The sequence below is a fragment of the Clostridium ihumii AP5 genome (genome assembly GCF_000612845.1).
Lineage (GTDB): Bacteria > Bacillota > Clostridia > Clostridiales > Clostridiaceae > Clostridium_J > Clostridium_J ihumii.
Window position 1 is genome coordinate 83,888 of record NZ_CCAT010000040.1, and the last position, 20,340, is coordinate 104,227.

Sequence of the window (20,340 nt, forward strand, 5' to 3'; positions counted from 1 at the left end):
AAAATAAATACTTTTTATTTGTATATAATTCTTATGAAATTTAAGAAAAACTAAAAATTTAAAAAATTCGAAAAACTTAGACAAAAAAGTAAAATGTAAAGGTAAAATCTATTGAAAAAAAATAAGGAGTGATAATATAATATAAGTAAAAATATATAAAATTACAAAAAAATGGGGGAATACAAATGGCAAAAGAAAAAAAGAAACGATCATTTCCTACGGCTTTTACAGTATCATTTATAGTATTAATTCTTGCTGCATTACTTACTTATGTAATTCCAGCAGGAAAATATACTAAGCTTGCATATGATGCTGAAAGTAAAAATCTTTCAATTACTAATCCTAAAGGGGAAATAGAACATTTAGAAGCTAGTCAAGAAACATTAGATAAGCTAAATATTAAAGTTGATATTTCAAAGTTTACAGAAGGTGCTATAAGTAAACCAATAGCAATTCCTGATACTTATGAAAAAGTAGAAAGTAATACACAAGGAATATATGATATTCTTGCATCACCAATAAAAGGTGTATATGAATCTATTGATATTATAATGTTTGTATTTATATTAGGTGGAATTATAGGAGTTATTAATCACTCAGGTGCTTTTGATGCAGGTATGGGGAGTTTATCAAGAGCAACAAAGGGAAAAGAAATAGTTTTAATAATTGTTGTTTCAGCGGCTATAGCACTTGGAGGAACTACTTTTGGACTAGCAGAAGAAACTATAGCATTTTATCCAATATTAATGCCTATATTCTTACTTGCAGGATATGATGCAATTGTATGTATAGCAGCTATATACTTAGGTTCAGCACTTGGAACTATGTTCTCAACTGTAAATCCATTTTGTACAGTTATAGGTTCTAATGCAGCAGGTATAAATTTTACTGAAGGTCTTACTTGGAGAATAATAGGACTTATAGTATCTATGGCAGTATGTATAATTTATATTATTAAATATGCTAAAAAAGTTCAAAAAGATGCATCTGCATCTATTATATATGAAGATAAAAAGCATATAGATAATAAATTCTTAAGTAACTATGATAAAGATAACATACCTAAATTTACATTTAGAAAAAAAGCTATGTTAACAATATTATTAATAGGATTTATTATAATGATTTGGGGTGTTTCAAGTCAAGAGTGGTCATTTGAACAAATGACAGCATTATTCCTGTTTATAGCATTAGTTATAGCTTTTATTTCAGGAATGGGAGAGAAGGTTTTTGTAAATAAATTTGTAGAAGGTGCTGCAGATTTAACTGGAGTTGCACTTATTATAGGTGTTGCTAGAGGTGTAAATATAATAATGGATAATGGGCTTATAAGTGATAGTATTTTATATTATTCATCTAATTTAGTAAATGGTATGAATTCTATAGTATTTATAATTGTTATGATGCTTATATTCTTAGTATTAGGATTCTTCATTCCATCTGCTTCAGGGCTTGCAACACTTGCAATGCCAATTATGGCACCACTTGCTGATACTGTAGGATTGTCAAGAGATGTTATAGTAAGTTCATATGCTTATGGACAAGGATTAATGTCCTTTATAACACCAACAGGACTTATATTGGCAACGCTAGAAATGGTAGATGTAACTTATGATAAATGGCTTAAATTTGTAATGCCATTGATGGGATTAATAGGTGGATTATCAATTATAATGTTAATATTACAAGCATTTATACCACTATAATAGGGAAAACACATGTGAAGTTTATTTCACATGTGTTTTTAATTTGATAGGAATTTAATAAATTATATTAAGAAATTAAGGAATGAAAAGTAATATAAAAATAAGTATAATATGTTAAAATTATGTATAAATTGAAAAAATATAAATAAACTAGTTGACGATACAAAAAATAAAAGTATAATTAAATAATGTAGTACAAATTATTTGAATTTTAAGAAAAAATAAGAGGAGGTAAAATCATGACAACAATATTAATGAATAGAAACTTTGATGTGATTATAGTGAGAAGATTTAACGGTATAGCATGCAAAAAAGTTAAGATGTCATCAGTCTTACCTCTAAATAAGAATAAGATTTTGTAAGGTTACATAAGTTTACTTAATAACTTTTAAAATTTGTTTCATTATTGATTATTAGAGCGCGACTGAGAAGTTGCGCTTTTATAAATATAGCCTAAAAAGAGGCTCTATTAATTTTAGTGTAGCTAAGATTAATAGGGTCTCTTTTTATGTTTTTAATGAAATAAAGTTCTTATTTAGATGCATAAGGTAAAAATTATAGAGAGGTGAAAAACATGAAATTATTTAAAAACTATATAGCAAAACACTTAAAAGCACTTAGTATTCCCATTATAGGGATGATAATTGCACTAGGAATTGATAGTACATTTCCATATCTACAGAAAATATTTGTAGATGATATCATGATAAATAAAAAAGATAATATGTTATTAAAATTTTTTATGATATTTATGATTTTAACGTTATTACGTTCAGTTATTGGATATATAAAAGAATATTTATTTGATAAATTTGCATTAAATGTTGCTAAAGATATGAGAAAAGATTTATTTAGTAAAATACAAACTTTTGAATTTTCCTTTTTTGATAACATAAATACAGGAGAACTAATGTCAAGAGTTGGAGAAGACGTTGATACTATTTGGGATACATTAGGATTCGGAATAAGACTTTTAATAGAAGCTATAATTCTTTTTATAATAACACTTGTAATTATGCTTAAGTTAAATACATTTTTAACTGTAGTATCTTTGGTAGTTTTAGCGCCTGTAAGTATTTTAGGTTTGAGATTTGACAAGAAATTTTGTGATATGTATGAAAAGATAAGTGATCAAACAGCAGAAATAAACTCAATGGCACAGCAAGATATAGCAGGTATAAGACTTGTAAAGGCATTTGCGAGAGAAAAACATGAAATAAGTAAATTTTTAGAAGTAAATAATGAGTATTACAATTTGAATGTTAAACAAGCAAAGCTACTCAGTAAGTTTTTGCCAACAGTAGATTTTTTGACTAACTTAGCACCAGTGGCGATGATTATATTTGGAGGTCTTTTAACTATACAAGGAAAAATATCATTTGGAACAATCCTTGCTTTTAGTAGTTATATAATGAATATTTCATTTTGTGTAAGAAATTTAGGATGGCTTATAAATCTTTTATCTCAAAATAAGGCATCTATAAATAAGATATATAAAATTCTTGAAAGAGAACCAAATATAAAATCTAAAGATGATGGATATAACCCAAATGAAGTTTTAGGTAATATAGAATTTAAAAATGTAAAATTCAAATATAATAATGAAGAAATTCTTGAAGATATAAATTTAAATATTCCTAAAGGTAGTACAGTAGCTATTATGGGTGAAACAGGATGTGGAAAGACATCATTATTATCTTTAATAGGAAGATATTATGATGTATATGATGGTGAAGTTTTAGTTGATGGAGTAAATGTTAAAGAATGGAATTTGGAAAAATTAAGAAGTAATATGTCAGTAGTATTTCAAGATACATTTCTTTTTTCAGATACAATAAAAAATAATATTGATTTTGGAAATGAAAATTCATTTGAAGAAATTATTAAAGTGTCAGAAGAAAGTTGTGCATATGACTTTATAAATGAAATGGAACTTAAATATGATACTGAGATTGGTGAAAGAGGTGTTGGACTTTCAGGAGGACAAAAGCAAAGAATTTCTATAGCAAGAGGACTTTTAAGTAAAAGCTCCATATTAATATTAGATGATGCAACGTCTGCATTAGATATGGAAACAGAATTTAAAGTTTTAAAGAATCTTTCAAATAGAAGAGATAAACCAACAACATTTATAATAGCTCATAGAATTTCAGGAGTTAAAGATGCAGATATTATATTATTTATGAAAGACGGTAAAATCGTAGAAATGGGAAATCATGAAGAATTATTGAAAAAACAAGGTTATTACTATAGTATTTACTGTCATCAATTTAAAGATTTTGAGCTAATAAAGGAGGTAAGTTAATATGGTTGAAGATAAAAGCAAAGTTCATAAGTGGAATACGGTAAAAAGATTAGGGCAATATGTAAAACCATATAAGTGGAAAACCATAGGAGTAATACTTGTGTTACTTGTTGTAATGACTTGTAATACACTAAACCCATATCTTATGAAAGTTTCAATTGATACTTTTGTTGCAAATAAAAATGTAAGTGGATTATTTGGTATGGGACTTGCATTAGTAGGTATAAATATAGTTGCAATGATATTGTCTAAGATAAGAATATTATCTATGAGTAAAATAACAAATAGAATTTTAATTGATATAAGAGATGAGCTTTATACTCATATACAAACTTTAAGTTTTTCCTTTTTTGATAATAGACCAGTTGGGAAAATACTTTCAAGAGTAGTAGGAGATGTAAATGCATTACAAAATTTATTAAATAACAGTATTGTTAATTTAATACCTAATATTTTTACTGTAACTATAGTTACAGTAATGATGTTTATATTAAATCCAATACTTGCAACTATTTGCATAATAGTACTTCCTGTACTTTTAGGTGCAATGTTTCTTATTGAAATAAAATCAAACAAACGTTGGAGAATTTTTAGGGAAAAGCGTTCAACTTTACTTGGATATACTCATGAAGCATTTTCAGGTATAAGAGTGGTTCAAGGATTTAATAGAGAGAAATATTCAAAAGATAAATTTGTAAATAACTTAAATGAACATGGAGATGGATTTTTAAATGCTGTAAAAATTCAAGATTATTTTTGGCCTATAGTTGATTTATGTAGGGGAACAGGAATAGCAATTGTATTATTTGCAGGATATAAATTATTTGTAAATGATAGTGTATCTATGGGAACTTTAATGGGATTTGTTATGTATATAGAAATGCTTTGGAGACCTATAATGAATTTAGCGTCTTTCTATAGTGCATTTATAACAAATCTTTCAGCAGCAGAGAGAATATTTGATGTTCTAGACACTACAAATGATATGGTTACAGAAGGAAAAAATGAAAAAATGCCTTCTATAAAAGGAAATATTAAATTTGAAAATGTAACTTTCTCATACGATAACAATGATGTTCATGCACTTAAAAATACATCATTTAGTTTAAAAGCTGGAGAAAAGGTTGCATTAGTAGGTGAAACTGGTGCAGGAAAAACTACTATAACTAATCTTATAAGTAGATTTTATGATCCAACATTCGGAAGAGTGCTAATAGATGGAGTAGATATAAAAAATGTAGAACTGGAAAGTTTAAGAAGCCAAATGGGTATAATGCTTCAAGATTCATTTTTATTTTCTACTACTATTAAAGAAAATATTAAATATGGAAAATTAGGTGCTACTGATGATGAAGTTATTGCAGCATCAAAGGCTGTAAATGCACACAACTTCATTAAAAAATTAGAGAATGGATATGATACAGAGGTAAATGAAAGAGGTTCTAGACTTTCATTAGGACAAAGACAATTAATTGCTTTTGCAAGAGCATTAATTGCTAATCCTAAAATATTAATACTAGATGAGGCAACAGCAAATATTGATACAGAGACAGAAAGACTTGTTCAAAAAGGAATAAAAAAGCTTATGGAAGGTAGAACATCAATAGTAATAGCACATAGACTTTCAACTATAAGAGATTGTGATAAAATATTTGTTTTATCAAAAGGTGAAATTGTGGAAGAGGGAACACATGAGCAGCTTTTGAAAATGAAAGGCTATTATTACAATATGTATTGTGCACAATATAGTTTTTTAAATGAAGGAGCATAAGAAATTAATAAATTATATTAGAAATAATTAAAGTTTTTACATTGTAATGGATAAATTTAAAGGGCTATTCTGGAAGATGCTAATAACATGTAAAAGTAAAATTCTTTAATTTTTAAATAAGGGTTTCTTTAAATTTTTCATTACAAAATTAAACTTAGTAAGGTAAGAAATAAGAAGTATACCTAAAAAGATAAAATATAACAAAATTCAGTTTACAAAATGGGGGAAAGCAATGAATAGGGAAATAGAATTTTACTTTTTTGGAGATGCAGGAAGTTATGACGAATACAATCCAGCATTAATTTTAAATAGATTAAAGGCACAAGAAATAATATATTTTATAGCATCAAATGAGCCATTTTCAATAGAAAAAAGAGATATATCAAATGAATTAGATATTGATGAAAAAATAGTAGAAGATATACTTTATGACATGGTTAAAATTAATGCTATAGAGGAAAGAAGTAATTCATATAGAATAGACTTTCCGATATTTCTAGAACAAGATGTTTTAAAGATAGAAAAGTTTTTATATGGAGTAGGAGAGTCTATTGGAAATAAAATTGTAAATATAAAAGAAATTATTTTAAATGAATTGAAAAAAATAAGTACTTACAAGAAATATTCAAATGAAAGATTATTGTATCATATAATATGTGACCATGTATTTGATGGAACTGCTTTTGAATTTTTTGAAGAAAAGGGGCTATTTTGTACATCAAAAGAACAAATAGGAAATAGAGATTATTTAATCGTAGCATATGAAAAAAGTGAAGTAGTATCTAATCATAGCAATAGATTACTTTGTAGTAGCAATAATTATAGAACAGAAAAATATACATTTAATAGCTTCGGTGATTGTAATGGAAATAGAAAAGATATGTTTAGATTTTTAAATTTAACTAATTTAGGAATAAATAATTCTACAAAGTTTGAAGAACTTAACTTTTCATATATAAAAATTATTGAAAGAATGAATAAAGAGTTAGCAAATAAATGTGGGGAATTAATTATTAAACTTAATTTGGAAGATTTAAAATATGAAGATTTAACTACAGAAGAAAAGGAAATAGCAGATTTTTTAATTAATATGGAGTATTTAAAAAAAGAAGAAGGAAGAAATATTGAACTTAATATTCCAATATTTAATGAGAATGATAAAAAAATTATATATAAAATAGGTGAAATTATACTTAATGAAATTTATGAACAAGTTAATAAAATACTTATTAGTTTAGAAGATAATAAACTTAATATTACAGCAATAAAGCATAAAGTTAAAATAAAAGAAATATTAAATGAAATGTGGCATCAAATTTTTGGACTAACAAATGAATACTTATGTAATATAGGTTTTGTAGAAAAACCAGAAAATAAAGATTGTGAAGGTAGATATTTAAAGAGTTTTTGTTGGAGGTAAGATTAGGTATGATTTATGGTGAAAAGGTTGCAATAAGACAAATGGAAATTGGAGATGAAGATTACCTTTATAAATGGTGGAATAATGAAAAGCTGATGTCTCATGCTACATGGATATGTGGTCTTTTAAAAAGCAAAGAAAGTATAAGAAAATCTATAACTAATGATATTGAATGTACAGAATTATTTCCTGAAACTAAGAGATATATTATATGTAAAAAATCTGATTTAGAACCTATAGGGGAAATGAATTATTGTGATTATGACTCAAGAAACCAAAAATCAGAACTTGGAATTAAAATTTGTGAAGTAGATGAACAAGGAAAAGGTTACGGAGAAGATGCACTTAAAATATTTATAGATTTTATGTTTAAACATTTAAATTTAAATAAAATAGAGTTAACTACAATGAAGGATAATACTAGAGCACAAAATTTATATAAAAAGCTTGGTTTTAACGAGATAGGAATAATAAGAAAAGCTATATTTGATAGTAGAAATGGAGCTTTTTCAGATGTTGTATATATGGATTTATTAAAAGAAGAGTGGGTTAATGGAAAATAAATTTAATGTATTTTCTTTAGAAAATTACCCTGAAAGTCAAAATCGAGCAGAAAAATTAGCTTGCTATATGAAATATGATACTTTATTAATTTTAAATGACAAGTTCAACTTTATAGGACGAGGTAAAAGTGGAATTTGGTGTGCAGGTATAAATATAAATGAGCCTTATAGAATAATGTTATTTTTAAACTATGAAGAACATAATAAAAGAAAAGTTATTATTTGGAGTAAGGATTTAAAACACATTTCTAATGGATTAAGAATATTAAAACAATTAAATTATAAGAATGAAATTAAATTGTTTAATGAAAATGATTTTTTATGCCATTCAACTACAATTGAAAGTTTTGTTTCAATATTAAAAGATAAAGCAGTATATAGTTATAGTGAATTACAGAAAAGGAACCACAGTATTGAAACATATAGAAAAGAACTTAAAGAACCTAAAGATTACTTTAAATATATAGATTTGTGTAAAAAAAATAGTATAAGCTCAGAAATAGTTGTTGCGTCAAGACAATTTAAACATATTAATGATAGTTTTGATATAAAATATAAGCCAGGAGTAAGAATGTATTTTAAAGGAAGTACAATAAGAAAAGTAAAAGGTTGCTGTAGTGATGGATTACATGTAGCTATGGTATATAAAAAAATACCAATAAAATATGCTGAATTCTTTATTATTGCATATAAGAGTGAATTTGATAGATTATTGAGCATTAATAATTTTAGTGAAAAAAAAGACATATTGAATAAAATAATTTTTTTAGAAGAGAAGGAGTATTGGAGTCCAAAAGAATTTATAGAAAAATGCAATAATATTATAATGAACTATAAAAATAGGTAAGCTATTAAGCATTTAGCTTACCTGTTTTTTATATATTAATAGTATCAACAGTTAGTTTAACTTCTTTATTTATAAATTCTGCAAAGTTAGTATTTATTAAATCTTGTTTAAATTCATTTTCAAGTTCTTCTATAGATTTATTGTAAATACTTTCAAAATGAATTAATGAATTTGTTTCAGTAAATTTTTTATATAAGTTAGTATATGATTTATTTCCATAATTAAATATTAAAAAACTTGTAAATGCACCAGCTAAGGTGTAAGTAAATATTTGATTATGTTTATAAAAGCTCTCATCCTCTAACAACATATTTAAAGAAATATACTTAGATGAAGTTATAAAATTTTTAACCCAAATTTCATTAGGAATTCCCCACCATGTTTTGTCAAAGCACATAGCTAAACCTTCTCTTAATAATGTACTTTTAGCTAACCCAAACTTTAAATAGGTTATATAGTGAACATCTTCATGATATCCTAAACATTTTGTTTTGTCATTGTATACTGCATATAATCCAGATTCTCCTTCATCTTCAGGATATCTACAAAAACCATTACATGGATCATCATCACCGTATAATTTACCAACTTCCTTTGAATCATTGCATAGAAAGTATTTAATTTTTTCATTTACACTAATGTTTAGAACTCTAGTTATATGGTTAAAACAATTTTCTTGAAATAATGCTATTTCCTTTATATGTTTTTCAGCTAAACTATTTTCATGGAAATTGAATATATAATGCTCACTCTGAAAAATTTTCCACATAAGATATACCCCCTAATATAATATTTTTAGTTTAAACTAATGAATAAATTGCATTTATAATGGCATCAGGATTGTCTTCGTTGATTAAATGTCCACAATTTTCAATTAATTCCATAGAACTTTTAGTTGATAAAGATAATAATTTTTTAGATGCAGTTTGCCATATGTTTTCTATATAATTAGCTTCAGACTCATTTAAACCTTCTTCTATAATCATTTTATTTATTGAATAAGTAGCATCTCTAACTAGTATTTTTAGTGTAATGTCGGGAAATGCTGATAAATCATTGAATTTAGTAACATTATCTAAATCTAGTATTTCTAAATATTCTTCTTTGTAAAGCTCAGGTCTTATATAAAAATCTAAAAGTTCAGTTTGAATATATTTAGGTAAAAGTAATTGTTTATTAGATAAATTAGGATGTAACTCTTTTCTTAATTCATCTTTAGTAGAGTTAGAATACTTTTTGCATAGATTTAGCCATTCTTTATTATCCTTAAAAAAAACATTATTTTTATCAAGTTCTCTTACATATATGGAAGTTGATTCTACTAAAATAGCACTTTCTATTTTTTCAGGATGCAATTTAGCAAAGTATTGTACACAAAGTCCACCATAAGAATGACCTAATAAAATAATTTTATTTTTTATGTTTAGTTTTTCAAGCAATGAATATGCTTGTCTACATGCAGTTAAAACTCCTTCAGATTCATTTATAAATTCACTTTTGCCTACCCCTTGGCGATGAATTAATATTACAGTAAAATTTTTAGAAATTTCCTCGGCAATATCTAACCAATCATAAATAGTGCCTTCCATGCCAGGAAATATTAAAATGGTTTTATCACTATTTCCATTTATATAATATTCAGTTTTTTTACCATTAAGTTCTATTAAATCTATCATTTATTATATACCCCCATATACAATATTTTAGCATATAATAGTAAAAATAGGGAAATAAGTACAATTAAAACTTCTTTGAAACTTTAAGTTATTCATGCTTCAGTTGAAAAAGTGCTATACAAAATTAACAATTAACAATGAAGGATAAAAGTGACGTTTCAGTTTTTTAAAATTAAATTTTGCAATAATTTGAAGAGCAAATTAGTGGAAAACAATGTAAGAATGTAGTTTTTAGGTATTTCTATTTTAAATATTAGGAATGAAATGAGTAATATTAACCATAACTGTCAATTGTCAATTTTTAATTGTCAACTGGTTCCAAATATAAATATAGAAATAAACTGTAAGCTTAATAATATCATTTGATAAAGATGTTATTTAAAATTTGAACTTGGAACACTATAGAGTGAGTTTTAAATGAACAATATATTAAAATTTTATAAATAAAATAAAATACTTGAAATTTAAATAAATTATTATATAATATGACTAAGATACATAAAAAAATATGTATAAAAAAATATTGATTTAATTTAAGGTTAGAACAAGGAGCAAATTATGAGAAAAGTTTATAAAAATCCAAAAGAATTAGCAACATGTGTAAAGGATTTAGTAGATGTATACTTAGATGAACTTATTTCCTACGAAGATTTAGAGAAAAAGGTAATAATACTTTTAGAAAGTAATGATACTAGATTTTATAAAGATGGAAAAATGTCATCAAAAATATTTAATGTAATAGGAAGCGAATATGCTGAAATAGTAGATAAAATAGTTAAAAATCAAGCTTAAAATTGAAAAAATTTCCGTACTCAAATATTGGGTACGGTTTTATTTATATGGAGATTTAATCTTATAAAGAGTCTAAAAATAATGATAAAATACTTATATAATATAAGATTAATGAAATTATAATTTAAATATAATTTGACATTTGAGAAAAAAGTGCTAAAATATCAATTAAATAATAAAAACGTAAATAAAAATATAGAGTAAAGATAGAGGTTGCAATAATAAAGAGTAATATTAATGAGTTAAGCACTATGAGTTAATATGAAAGGGATTATTGCCGAAATGTATAGTTAATGCTTTAACACTATGCATTGGTCTTGTATATAACATATGCAAGACTGTCACAAAGTTATTTGTGGAGTGCTGTCTTTGTGTTTGTTAATCTTTAGATATGGACAAGCTCAAAGAGAAGCCTTTGAGCTTGTTTTTTTTACTCATAACTAAGGAGGAAACATTTTAAATGGAAGAAAAAAATTTAAAAAAAGAAATGAGCCTTTTTATGGCAACTATGCTTGTGTGTGGAAATATGATTGGTTCAGGTGTATTTATGTTGCCAGCAACACTTGCAGAGGTATCAGGACCACTATCAACAATTATTGCTTGGATAGTTACAACATTAGGTTCAATATTAATAGCTATGTCTTTTGCAAATTTAGGAACTAAATATCCCAGCACTGGTGGTGCTTATACATATACTAAGGAAGCATTTGGAGAATTTACAGGCTTTTTAAGTGCATGGTTATATTGGAATGGTTCATGGATAGGCAATGCAGCTATAATAGTAGCTTTAGGAAGTTATAGTTCACAGGTTTTTCCTATATTAAGAAATCCAGTTGCATCTATAATTTATACAAGTTGTATACTATGGATATTTACAATAATTAATATAGTTGGAGTAAAAAAAGCAGGGATACTTCAAAGTTTTGCAACAGTATTTAAAATAGTATTTTTTGGAGTTTTTATAGTAATTGCATTTTTAAATTTTGATAAGCAAAATATGTTACCATTATTGCCAGAAGGCAAGGGGTTAGGAACTATACCATTGGCTGCTACATCAACATTGTGGGCTTTTGTAGGAATAGAAAGTGCAACAGTAACAGCAGGTGAAATTAAAAATCCAGAAAAGAACGTAAAAAAAAGTACAATATATGGTCTTATAATAGCGTCAATTATATATTTATTAATTAGTATAGGTAGTCTAGGGAATATGTCTAATGAAAATTTATCACAAAGTGTTGCTCCATTAACAGATATATTAACTAATATATTAGGAAGTTCAATTGGAAAACTTTTAACAATATCAGTAATTGTATGCATTTTAGGATCTGTAATAGGTTGGCTTTTATCTACAGCAAGAGTTGCATATGCAGCAGGTCAAGATGGTGTATTTCCTAAGTTTTTTGGAAAGTTACATCCCAAATATGAAACACCAGCAAATTCTTTAATAGTAGGATCAATACTTGTAAATATATTACTTATAATGAATTATCAAAAAAGTATGGTTTCAGCCTTTACTTTTATAACTATACTTGCAACATTAGCATTTTTACCTGTATATTTATTAACTATAGCAGCTGAAATTATGCTTATGTTTAAAGAAAGTAATGAATTTAATATTAAAGTATTTTTAAAAAAATCAATAATACCATTATTAGGATTTATATATGCTATGTGGACTATATATGGTTCAGGAGCAGAAATAGTAATGTGGGGATTTTTACTAATGTTAGGTGGAATTCCGTTTTATATATATAATTACCATAACAATATATTCAGCAAAAAAGATAAATAGAAAAATAAAATTAATAGGTTATAAATAAATAATTTTATAAGAGCATATTTAATTTATCTCAAAATTGTTTAAATCTAAATTTTTCTGTTATACTTAATAATAGTTTTAAAACAAGTAGAAAAGAGATGAATAATATATGAGAAATATAAAAATGACTATACAATATGATGGTTCGGCTTATAAAGGTTGGCAAAAACAAAATATAAAAGGTACTTCTGTTTCAACAATACAAGATAAGTTAGAAAATGTTTTATCAAAGATGACCGGAGAAGAAATTCAAGTTATAGGTTGTGGAAGAACAGATGCAGGAGTTCATGCTAGAAATTATGTTGCAAATTTTAAGACTGATACTAATATGAATATAGATGAAATGATGAAATATGTACATATGTATTTGCCAGAAGATATAATTATAACATCTATGAAAGATGTTAGTGACAGGTTTCATTCAAGATTAAATGTAAAATCAAAAACATATGTTTATACAATAGACAATAATAAATATGCTGATCCATTTATAAGAAAATATTCTTATCACATAGGAGAAAATTTAAATTTAGATAGTATGAGAGAAGCTACAAAGTGTCTTTTAGGAACTCATGATTTTCAAAGTTTTACAAGTTTGAAAGCTAAAAGTGGCAAGTCTACTATTAGAACAATAAATTACATAAATATTCATGAGCAAGATAATATAATAAAAATTGAAATCAATGGTAATGGATTTTTATTAAACATGGTTAGAATATTAACTGGAACATTAATTGATGTAGGAAAAGGAATACTTGAAGTTAATGAAGTTGAGAGAATATTAGAAACTAAAAAAAGATGTGAAGCAGGAGAAAAAGCACCATCTAAAGGATTATGTATGTTAGGGGTAACGTACTAGAAGTTATAAACATATTAAGAAAGAGTATGCATATATTAATTTTATATATGCATACTCTTTTTATATGAAAATTAAAAATTAATAATGAAGGATAAAACTGAAATCTTAGTTTTAAAAAATATCCAAAGTAATAGTTATATTTACTATGAAAACTATGGTTAGCAAGGATACTATAATGGGGAATTTATTCTCCAAAATCAACCCTTTATGGATAAATATTATACTAATTTTATTTGAAGTACAAATAAAACATTGTAGCGTGGATTTCAATCCCCTGCGATTCATCATTATTATTATTAATTCATAATTTTTACTTGGTTCCAATAGAAAAATAGAAATAACATGTAACTTTAATAGTATCAATTTACAAACATATTACTTTAAATTTAAGTTTGGAACCCTATAATAAATAAGATTAAAGTTTAAATAAAAATACTTTGGCTAGACTCTATATTAAGAATATGAATTTAGAGGTGTAATTTTAATATGGAACTAAAAAGCGAAAAAATAACAGAAGAAATAAGAAAAAACAAGCATATAGAGAGATTGTTAAATCATTTTAAAGAAGAATATGAAGATGCATACATAAATTTGAATAGCAGTGAAAAAGAAGTAGTTATGGATGAGAATAATGAAATATTTAAAAAGTGGCTTTGTTCACCTATATTAGTTGCATCTAACTTAACTCCAAATTTTATAATAAATGAATTTGCACAAAGTAAAATTAAGGGGAATTACTTTATATCTCCATACATAACAATAAAAAAAGATGAAAAATTAAACTTTAATACAGAATATGTGTATTATTCAATGGAAGACCATCCTGTATTTAAAGATATAGAAAATATAGTTAAATATACTAATCCAACTATAACTGTTGGTGTAGATAAAGAATTATTAGTTGAAGAATATGATAAACTTATGGAAGAAGTTCAATTTAAAAGTGATTATTACATATTATATTTAATAGATTTATGTATAGCACTAAATATATTAAAGGGAGTCATATCCATAGGATGTGGATGTTATAAAGTAAATAAAGAAGGATATGATGAATTTAAAAGTTTAAGTAATAATGAAAAATTAAAAAAGATATTTGATGCAACAGTAGATAATTGTGTAAAAAATTTAAGACAAGTAGATTTTATAGGTGATCTTATAGATAAAAATATTGTTATGAAATTTTTGAATAATAATATGAAAGAAGAAGAATATTTAGATATAATGAAGAATTTAAATCCTGAAATTTATAATGCGATTAATACTATTTACAAAAAGAAAAACAGTAAAGATATATTGGATAAAAATATGGGTGAGTTAGTTATAAAAGCACAAATAAGAATACATATGGATATATTATTTACAACAGTTTTTGGACAGTATTTAGGAATAATTTCACCAACATATTTATTTACATTACTAATTTCTCAAACATTTTTTGAGTTAACAAATGCTAAAGAATTTATGCAAAAAATGAGCATTTTATGGAAATGTGATGATATGCATGACTTAACACCTTTAGGTGAAGAGATAATGGATAAAAACAATGTGCATATAGATAAAAGAGAATTTAAGTATTTAGATACAGAACACATTGAGGAAATAATAAACTATGGAATAGAAGAAAAGAATAGCTTAATAAAAGTTAGAAAAGAAAATGAGCAAATATTTATAGATCCTGATTTGAATTTTGATAAAATATTGGATTTTGTAGAAAATTTCAATTGTGATGATAACAATGAAGATGAATATTGTATAAGTGAGTTTGTACATGATAATATGGATGATTTTTTCTTTTATTTGGGTAGAAATAATTTAGATAATTGTTTAGGATATGTAAATAGTGCAGAAAGGTTTGCGGGAAATTATCTTAAGTGCAAGGATGAAAAGGAACTGAAAAAAATAAATGAGGAAATTGTAGATAAGTATTTTAATGACCTATTTATAAAAAAAATCGCAGAAAACAAAAATAGTATAATTTATGAAGTTGGTGCAATTTCTGAATATCTAAGATTCTTAAATAAAAAAAGAATAATTAGGGCAACAGTTATGAAATCTATAATAAAAAATATTGATAATGGTGAAAAATATTTTACTATGTTTGATAAATATAAAAAGGAAAGTAAAAATATATAAATATTAAATAAAAAATCTGATTAGTTGGTAATATATATTTAATGAACTAATCAGATTTTTTTATTTTAAAAATATGTTAAAGTTTTTGAAAAAGTAGCGAAAAATGTAGAAATGTGTTATATAATATAAAAAATACAAAAGAGGTGAAGTAATATGGATAGTAGAGTTAAAGATATAAAAGAAAATTTTTCATATATAGAAAAAAAATTAAATAAGGATTTGATAGGACAAGAAAAATTCTTAAAAAAGTTATGCAATTACTTTGAAAATAAAATTTTAGAAAATGATAAAGGAATTTTATTTATAATTGGTGAAAAAGATACAGCAAAGAAAACTAGTGTTAGACTTTTATTTGATAAATTAGAAAAAGTTAAATTAATAGAAAATAGTAATTTAGATGAAATAGATTTATCATCATATAATTTTAATTTAGGATATAATGCTTTTCTAACAGATTTGTATGAAGGTTTAAATAGTAATAGTCAGGGTTTATTATTTAAAAATTTTGATAAGGCTACAAAAGAAATGTTAGAAATATTATCAAGTATTTCACCAAATGAATGTGTGAATTTAAAAGATAACTATACTATAAAAAATAAATTTTTAATAGAATGTGATGACAAAGATAAAGAAGGAATCAATAAATTAGTTTGTCCTAATAAGTTTTTTATATTTACTTCTAATAAGGAAGATATTGATATAAGTGAATTATTTGATGGGAAGTTTTTAAAGAAAATAGAAACTGTATTACATACTAAAAAATTAAATGAAAGTGAAAGAAAATTAATAATAAGAAAAGAAGTAAATAAATTTATAATTAGAATAGAAGAAGAATTTGGTGTTAAAGTTACAGTTCAAATGGAAGAAAACAATAAAATGGGAGAAGATTTAGGAATATGTAATTTCTTTCAAGAAAATTATAGAGAAGATAGTAGTTTTGGGATTTCTGAGTATGTAGCATATAGGTTATATAATCCTATTCGTAGTTTAATAATTCAGGAAGAGGTTGAAAAGGAAAATGTATTAATTTTGTATATAGAAAATAATAGGATTTACTGTAAGGTAGATAAAGATATTTTCAAATTAAGTGAGTATTCAACACCTACATTGGATGAAGTGAAATATAAACTTAATTCAATAATTGGAATGAAGGGATTAAAAGACTTTATCGATAATATTCAAAATAGTTATAAAGTACAAAAAATAAGGGAGAGATTAGGACTTAAAACTTCACATATTTCAATGAATATGATTTTTGCAGGTAATGCAGGAACAGGAAAAACAAATGCGGCAAGAATTACTTATGAATATTTAAATGCATTAGGAATTTTAAAAGAAGGAAAGTTTAGAGAAGTTAGTAAAGCTGATTTTGTATCAGAAAATCTAAATGATATTGCTAAAAGAACTAATGATATAGTAAATTCAGCATTAGGCGGACTTTTATTTATAGATGAAGCTTATTCATTATGTGAAAGTGAAGATGATAAAGCTGGAAAAGAAATAGTAGATGCACTTTTAAAAGGAATAGAAGATAATAGAAACAATTTAATTGTTATATTGGCTGGATATGAAAAAGATATGGAAAAATTCATATCAATTAATCCGGGGCTTAAATCAAGGTTTCCAAATGTAATTCATTTTGAAGATTATAGTCCATCTGAAATGTACCAAATAGCAGTTAAAATTGCAAAATCAAAAGGATATAGAATAGCTAAAAATGTTAAATATGATCTAATAGAGCTATTTGCCAAAAATCAAATTATAGGCAAAAATGATTTAGGAAATGCAAGGTTTGTAAGAAATATAGTTGAAAATGCTATAATGGATGCTTCTAAAAAATATTTAAATAGTAGTGAAAAACAGATAGACTTGTTAGAAAGAGATAATTTTAACTTTAAAGCAAAAACTAAGTTTGATTTAGAAGAAAGATTAAAAGATATAGTTGGATTAGATGAGGTAAAAAAATTATTAAGAAGTCAATATAAATTAATAGCTGCTCAAGAAAAAAGAAAATCAGCTGGAGTAAATACTAAAATAGAACAAAATTTAAATATGGTGTTTGCAGGTAATCCAGGAACAGGTAAAACTAGTATTGCAAGAGTCGTAGCTGATATGTTAAATAGTATGGGATTATTAAAAGTTGGTCAATTGATTGAAACTGATAGATCAAGTTTTGTTTCAGAAATTCCAGGAGAAACGTCTAAAAAAACAGAAGCTAAATTCAAAGAAGCTATTGGTGGAATTTTATTTATCGATGAAGCTTATACACTAGCTAACGATTCATTAGGAAGAGAAGCTATAGAAACACTACTAAAATTGATTGAAGATTACTCAAAAGAAGTAATAGTTATACTTGCTGGATATGAAGAAGAAATGGAAGAATTCTTCGATGTAAATATAGGATTAAGATCAAGATTCCCACTTTGGACTAATTTTGAAGATTATAATCCAAATGAACTTTTAGAAATGTCTATTAAGCTTATAGAATCTAAAGGATTTAGATTATCTAAAAATGCTTATGGAGCACTTAAAAAAAGCTTTGTTGATATATATGAAAAATCTGATTCACAATCAGGTAATGGAAGAATGGTTAGAAATTATGTTGAAAATATAATAAGAAATCAAAGTATAAGAATTGTTGAAGAAGATATTAGTGCATATGAAATGAATCTTATAACTATTAAAGATATAGAAGCTATAAATGTATCTGAATATAGTAGTGACTTTGATTTAGAAAAGAAACTTAAATCATTAATAGCTAGCGAAAAATCTAAGGAATTTTTAAGAAATCAATACAAGTTTATGAAAACTAAAGAAAAAAGAGAAAAGCTAGGAAAACGAAGTGATATAAATAAATATATGAATATGGTGTTTACAGGAGAGATAGGTACAGGTAAAAAAACTGTATTAAATATATTATCAGAAATGTACTATAGCATGGGAATTGTTAAAGCTAAAAGTATAATTGAAATAGATGAGAATGAGATTATATCTATGCTAAACAAGGGTATGCAACTAGAAGATATATTAAATAAGTTTTTAGGAAAAGTAGTTTTAATTGATAAAGCTCACTTGCTTAAAGAAGAAAATAGTAATAAGGAAATAGTTGCATCACTTATAAAATTTTTAGATAAAAATAAAAATAAAATAGTTATAGTATTATCAGGTGAAAAAAATCCAATGAAAGATTTAATATTAAAAAATCAATCACTTAACTATAGATTTCCAATTTGGTTTGATTTTGAAGACTATACTAGTGAAGAGTTATTAGATATAACATTACATTTAATAAAAACTAAAGGTTTCTCATTAGATGAACAGGGAGAAAGTGAATTAAAAAATGTAGTAAGTAAACTTTATAATACAAAAAACTTAGGATTGAAAAATGGATTGATGATAAAAAAATATTTAGATAATCTTGTGAGAATACAAAGTATACGAGTATCTAATGAAAATATATCTTCTAAAGAAATAGATATAATAAATAAAGAAGATATAAGAAAAAGTGAAGAGGTATTTATAAATAGAAATGAAATTGATTTTGAAATAGACTTAGAATGCAATAAGGATGCAATTTTAAAAAATGAAGAAAAATTATATAATTATTCAATTACAGAAGAACTTACAAAATTAAACAATTTATTGAGCTTAAAAATAATAGATAATGAAGAATTTAAAATATTAAAAAGTAGATTAATTAGATAGGATAAAATTTTGTTTAATAAGATTTAATAAACGAATTAAAAAATATAAAATTAATTCTGTACTAAAATTAATGTTTATGATATAATCTCCTTATATCATATGACAGACTCGTATATCATCGGAGATAAGGTCCGAAAGTTTCTACCTGCTAGCCAATAATTAGCAGACTACGGGGTTAAGTTATTTTAGTAAAGATTATTATATTTTTTATTAAAATTTCCAACACCTCAAATTTAATTTGAGGTGTTTTTTATGTACCGTATATCCCTAAAAGCTTATAAGCATAGAATTTTAAACTTATTTATTAAAATATCGTACAAGCTATAATAAAATAGAAATTATATATTAAAGTAAAAATATTTTTAGTTTTTAGAATGAATTAAATTTTATATCTAAACAGCAATTATTTTAAATGTTATGAATTAAATTTAAAATTAAGAATATCAATCAATAAATGTACAAACTAAAATATTAGCTTGAAAATATATATAGGAATACAAGTCTAAACTTTAAGTTATTCATGTTTCAGTTGAAAAAGAGCAATTTGAAGTGTTATACAAAATTAATAATTAACGATGAACAATTAACAATGAATAATAAAACTGAAGTCTCAGTTTATTTGAATCAATTTTTATGATAATTTGCTAAGCAAATTAGTTTGAAAACAATATAAAAACATAGTTTTTATGCAATTCTATTCATAAATATTAAGAATGAAGTGAATAATATTAACCATCATTG

The 20,340-nt window shown here is 24.8% G+C and carries 13 protein-coding genes and 2 riboswitches; of the genes, 11 read left to right on the forward strand and 2 right to left on the reverse strand.

Features of this window, described 5'->3' with window-relative positions:
• Nucleotides 1-185 precede the first annotated feature (185 nt).
• The 6 genes from BN346_RS05285 to BN346_RS20420 all read left to right on the forward strand — a co-directional run bounded on the left by BN346_RS05285 (nt 186) and on the right by BN346_RS20420 (nt 8,612).
• Nucleotides 186-1,706, forward strand: coding sequence for a YfcC family protein (locus BN346_RS05285; protein ID WP_034440218.1), 1,521 nt, complete (start codon nt 186-188; stop codon nt 1,704-1,706).
• 574 nt (nt 1,707-2,280) lie between these two features.
• The gene (locus BN346_RS05290; RefSeq protein ID WP_034440219.1) at nt 2,281-4,011 is read left to right on the forward strand and encodes an ABC transporter ATP-binding protein; all 1,731 of its coding nucleotides are present in this window, start codon (nt 2,281-2,283) and stop codon (nt 4,009-4,011) included.
• 1 nt (nt 4,012) lies between these two features.
• Nucleotides 4,013-5,782, forward strand: coding sequence for an ABC transporter ATP-binding protein (locus tag BN346_RS05295; protein WP_034440220.1), 1,770 nt, complete (start codon nt 4,013-4,015; stop codon nt 5,780-5,782).
• Between the two features lie 232 nt (nt 5,783-6,014).
• A complete protein-coding gene (locus BN346_RS05300; protein WP_034440222.1) occupies nt 6,015-7,202 on the forward strand; it encodes a hypothetical protein in 1,188 nt (395 codons plus the stop codon).
• Between the two features lie 8 nt (nt 7,203-7,210).
• Nucleotides 7,211-7,765, forward strand: a complete 555-nt coding sequence (locus BN346_RS05305; protein WP_034440224.1) for a GNAT family N-acetyltransferase — start codon at nt 7,211-7,213, stop codon at nt 7,763-7,765.
• Entirely contained in the window at nt 7,755-8,612 is an 858-nt protein-coding gene (locus tag BN346_RS20420; protein ID WP_051540055.1) for a hypothetical protein, read from the forward strand. The genes BN346_RS05305 and BN346_RS20420 overlap by 11 nt, the downstream gene beginning before the upstream one ends.
• Nucleotides 8,613-8,640: 28 nt before the next feature.
• On the opposite strand, the gene BN346_RS05315 is transcribed toward BN346_RS20420, so the two are convergent.
• Complete coding sequence (locus BN346_RS05315; RefSeq protein ID WP_034440226.1) at nt 8,641-9,381, reverse strand: hypothetical protein; 741 nt, start codon at nt 9,379-9,381, stop codon at nt 8,641-8,643.
• A gap of 31 nt (nt 9,382-9,412) precedes the next feature.
• Nucleotides 9,413-10,288, reverse strand: a complete 876-nt coding sequence (locus BN346_RS05320) for an alpha/beta hydrolase (protein WP_034440228.1) — start codon at nt 10,286-10,288, stop codon at nt 9,413-9,415.
• A 558-nt stretch (nt 10,289-10,846) separates the two neighbouring features.
• Here BN346_RS05320 and BN346_RS05325 point away from each other — a divergent pair.
• The 5 genes from BN346_RS05325 (at nt 10,847) to BN346_RS05345 (ending at nt 19,599) form a co-directional block, all read left to right on the forward strand.
• Nucleotides 10,847-11,080, forward strand: coding sequence for a TIGR04540 family protein (locus BN346_RS05325; RefSeq protein WP_034440230.1), 234 nt, complete (start codon nt 10,847-10,849; stop codon nt 11,078-11,080).
• 199 nt (nt 11,081-11,279) lie between these two features.
• Nucleotides 11,280-11,454, forward strand: a riboswitch (Lysine riboswitch).
• Between the two features lie 86 nt (nt 11,455-11,540).
• A complete protein-coding gene (locus BN346_RS05330; RefSeq protein ID WP_034440231.1) occupies nt 11,541-12,872 on the forward strand; it encodes an APC family permease in 1,332 nt (443 codons plus the stop codon).
• Between the two features lie 136 nt (nt 12,873-13,008).
• A complete protein-coding gene (truA, locus tag BN346_RS05335; protein WP_034440232.1) occupies nt 13,009-13,758 on the forward strand; it encodes a tRNA pseudouridine(38-40) synthase TruA in 750 nt (249 codons plus the stop codon).
• Nucleotides 13,759-14,244: 486 nt separating this feature from the next.
• Nucleotides 14,245-15,894 (forward strand): hypothetical protein, encoded by a 1,650-nt coding sequence (locus BN346_RS05340; RefSeq protein WP_034440233.1) that lies wholly within the window; start codon nt 14,245-14,247, stop codon nt 15,892-15,894.
• Nucleotides 15,895-16,047: 153 nt separating this feature from the next.
• Entirely contained in the window at nt 16,048-19,599 is a 3,552-nt protein-coding gene (locus BN346_RS05345) for an AAA family ATPase (RefSeq protein WP_034440234.1), read from the forward strand.
• An 88-nt stretch (nt 19,600-19,687) separates the two neighbouring features.
• Nucleotides 19,688-19,789, forward strand: a riboswitch (purine riboswitch).
• Nucleotides 19,790-20,340 lie beyond the last annotated feature (551 nt).

Excerpts from the sequence above, each read along its gene's own strand:
- BN346_RS05285 (WP_034440218.1), top strand. The coding sequence starts at position 186 with ATGGCAAAAGAAAAAAAGAAACGATCATTTCCTACGGCTTTTACAGTA.
- BN346_RS05290 (WP_034440219.1), top strand. The coding sequence starts at position 2,281 with ATGAAATTATTTAAAAACTATATAGCAAAACACTTAAAAGCACTTAGT.
- BN346_RS05295 (WP_034440220.1), top strand. The coding sequence starts at position 4,013 with ATGGTTGAAGATAAAAGCAAAGTTCATAAGTGGAATACGGTAAAAAGA.
- BN346_RS05300 (WP_034440222.1), top strand. The coding sequence starts at position 6,015 with ATGAATAGGGAAATAGAATTTTACTTTTTTGGAGATGCAGGAAGTTAT.
- BN346_RS05305 (WP_034440224.1), top strand. The coding sequence starts at position 7,211 with ATGATTTATGGTGAAAAGGTTGCAATAAGACAAATGGAAATTGGAGAT.
- BN346_RS20420 (WP_051540055.1), top strand. The coding sequence starts at position 7,755 with ATGGAAAATAAATTTAATGTATTTTCTTTAGAAAATTACCCTGAAAGT.
- BN346_RS05315 (WP_034440226.1), bottom strand. The coding sequence starts at position 9,381 with ATGTGGAAAATTTTTCAGAGTGAGCATTATATATTCAATTTCCATGAA.
- BN346_RS05320 (WP_034440228.1), bottom strand. The coding sequence starts at position 10,288 with ATGATAGATTTAATAGAACTTAATGGTAAAAAAACTGAATATTATATA.
- BN346_RS05325 (WP_034440230.1), top strand. The coding sequence starts at position 10,847 with ATGAGAAAAGTTTATAAAAATCCAAAAGAATTAGCAACATGTGTAAAG.
- BN346_RS05330 (WP_034440231.1), top strand. The coding sequence starts at position 11,541 with ATGGAAGAAAAAAATTTAAAAAAAGAAATGAGCCTTTTTATGGCAACT.
- truA (WP_034440232.1), top strand. The coding sequence starts at position 13,009 with ATGAGAAATATAAAAATGACTATACAATATGATGGTTCGGCTTATAAA.
- BN346_RS05340 (WP_034440233.1), top strand. The coding sequence starts at position 14,245 with ATGGAACTAAAAAGCGAAAAAATAACAGAAGAAATAAGAAAAAACAAG.
- BN346_RS05345 (WP_034440234.1), top strand. The coding sequence starts at position 16,048 with ATGGATAGTAGAGTTAAAGATATAAAAGAAAATTTTTCATATATAGAA.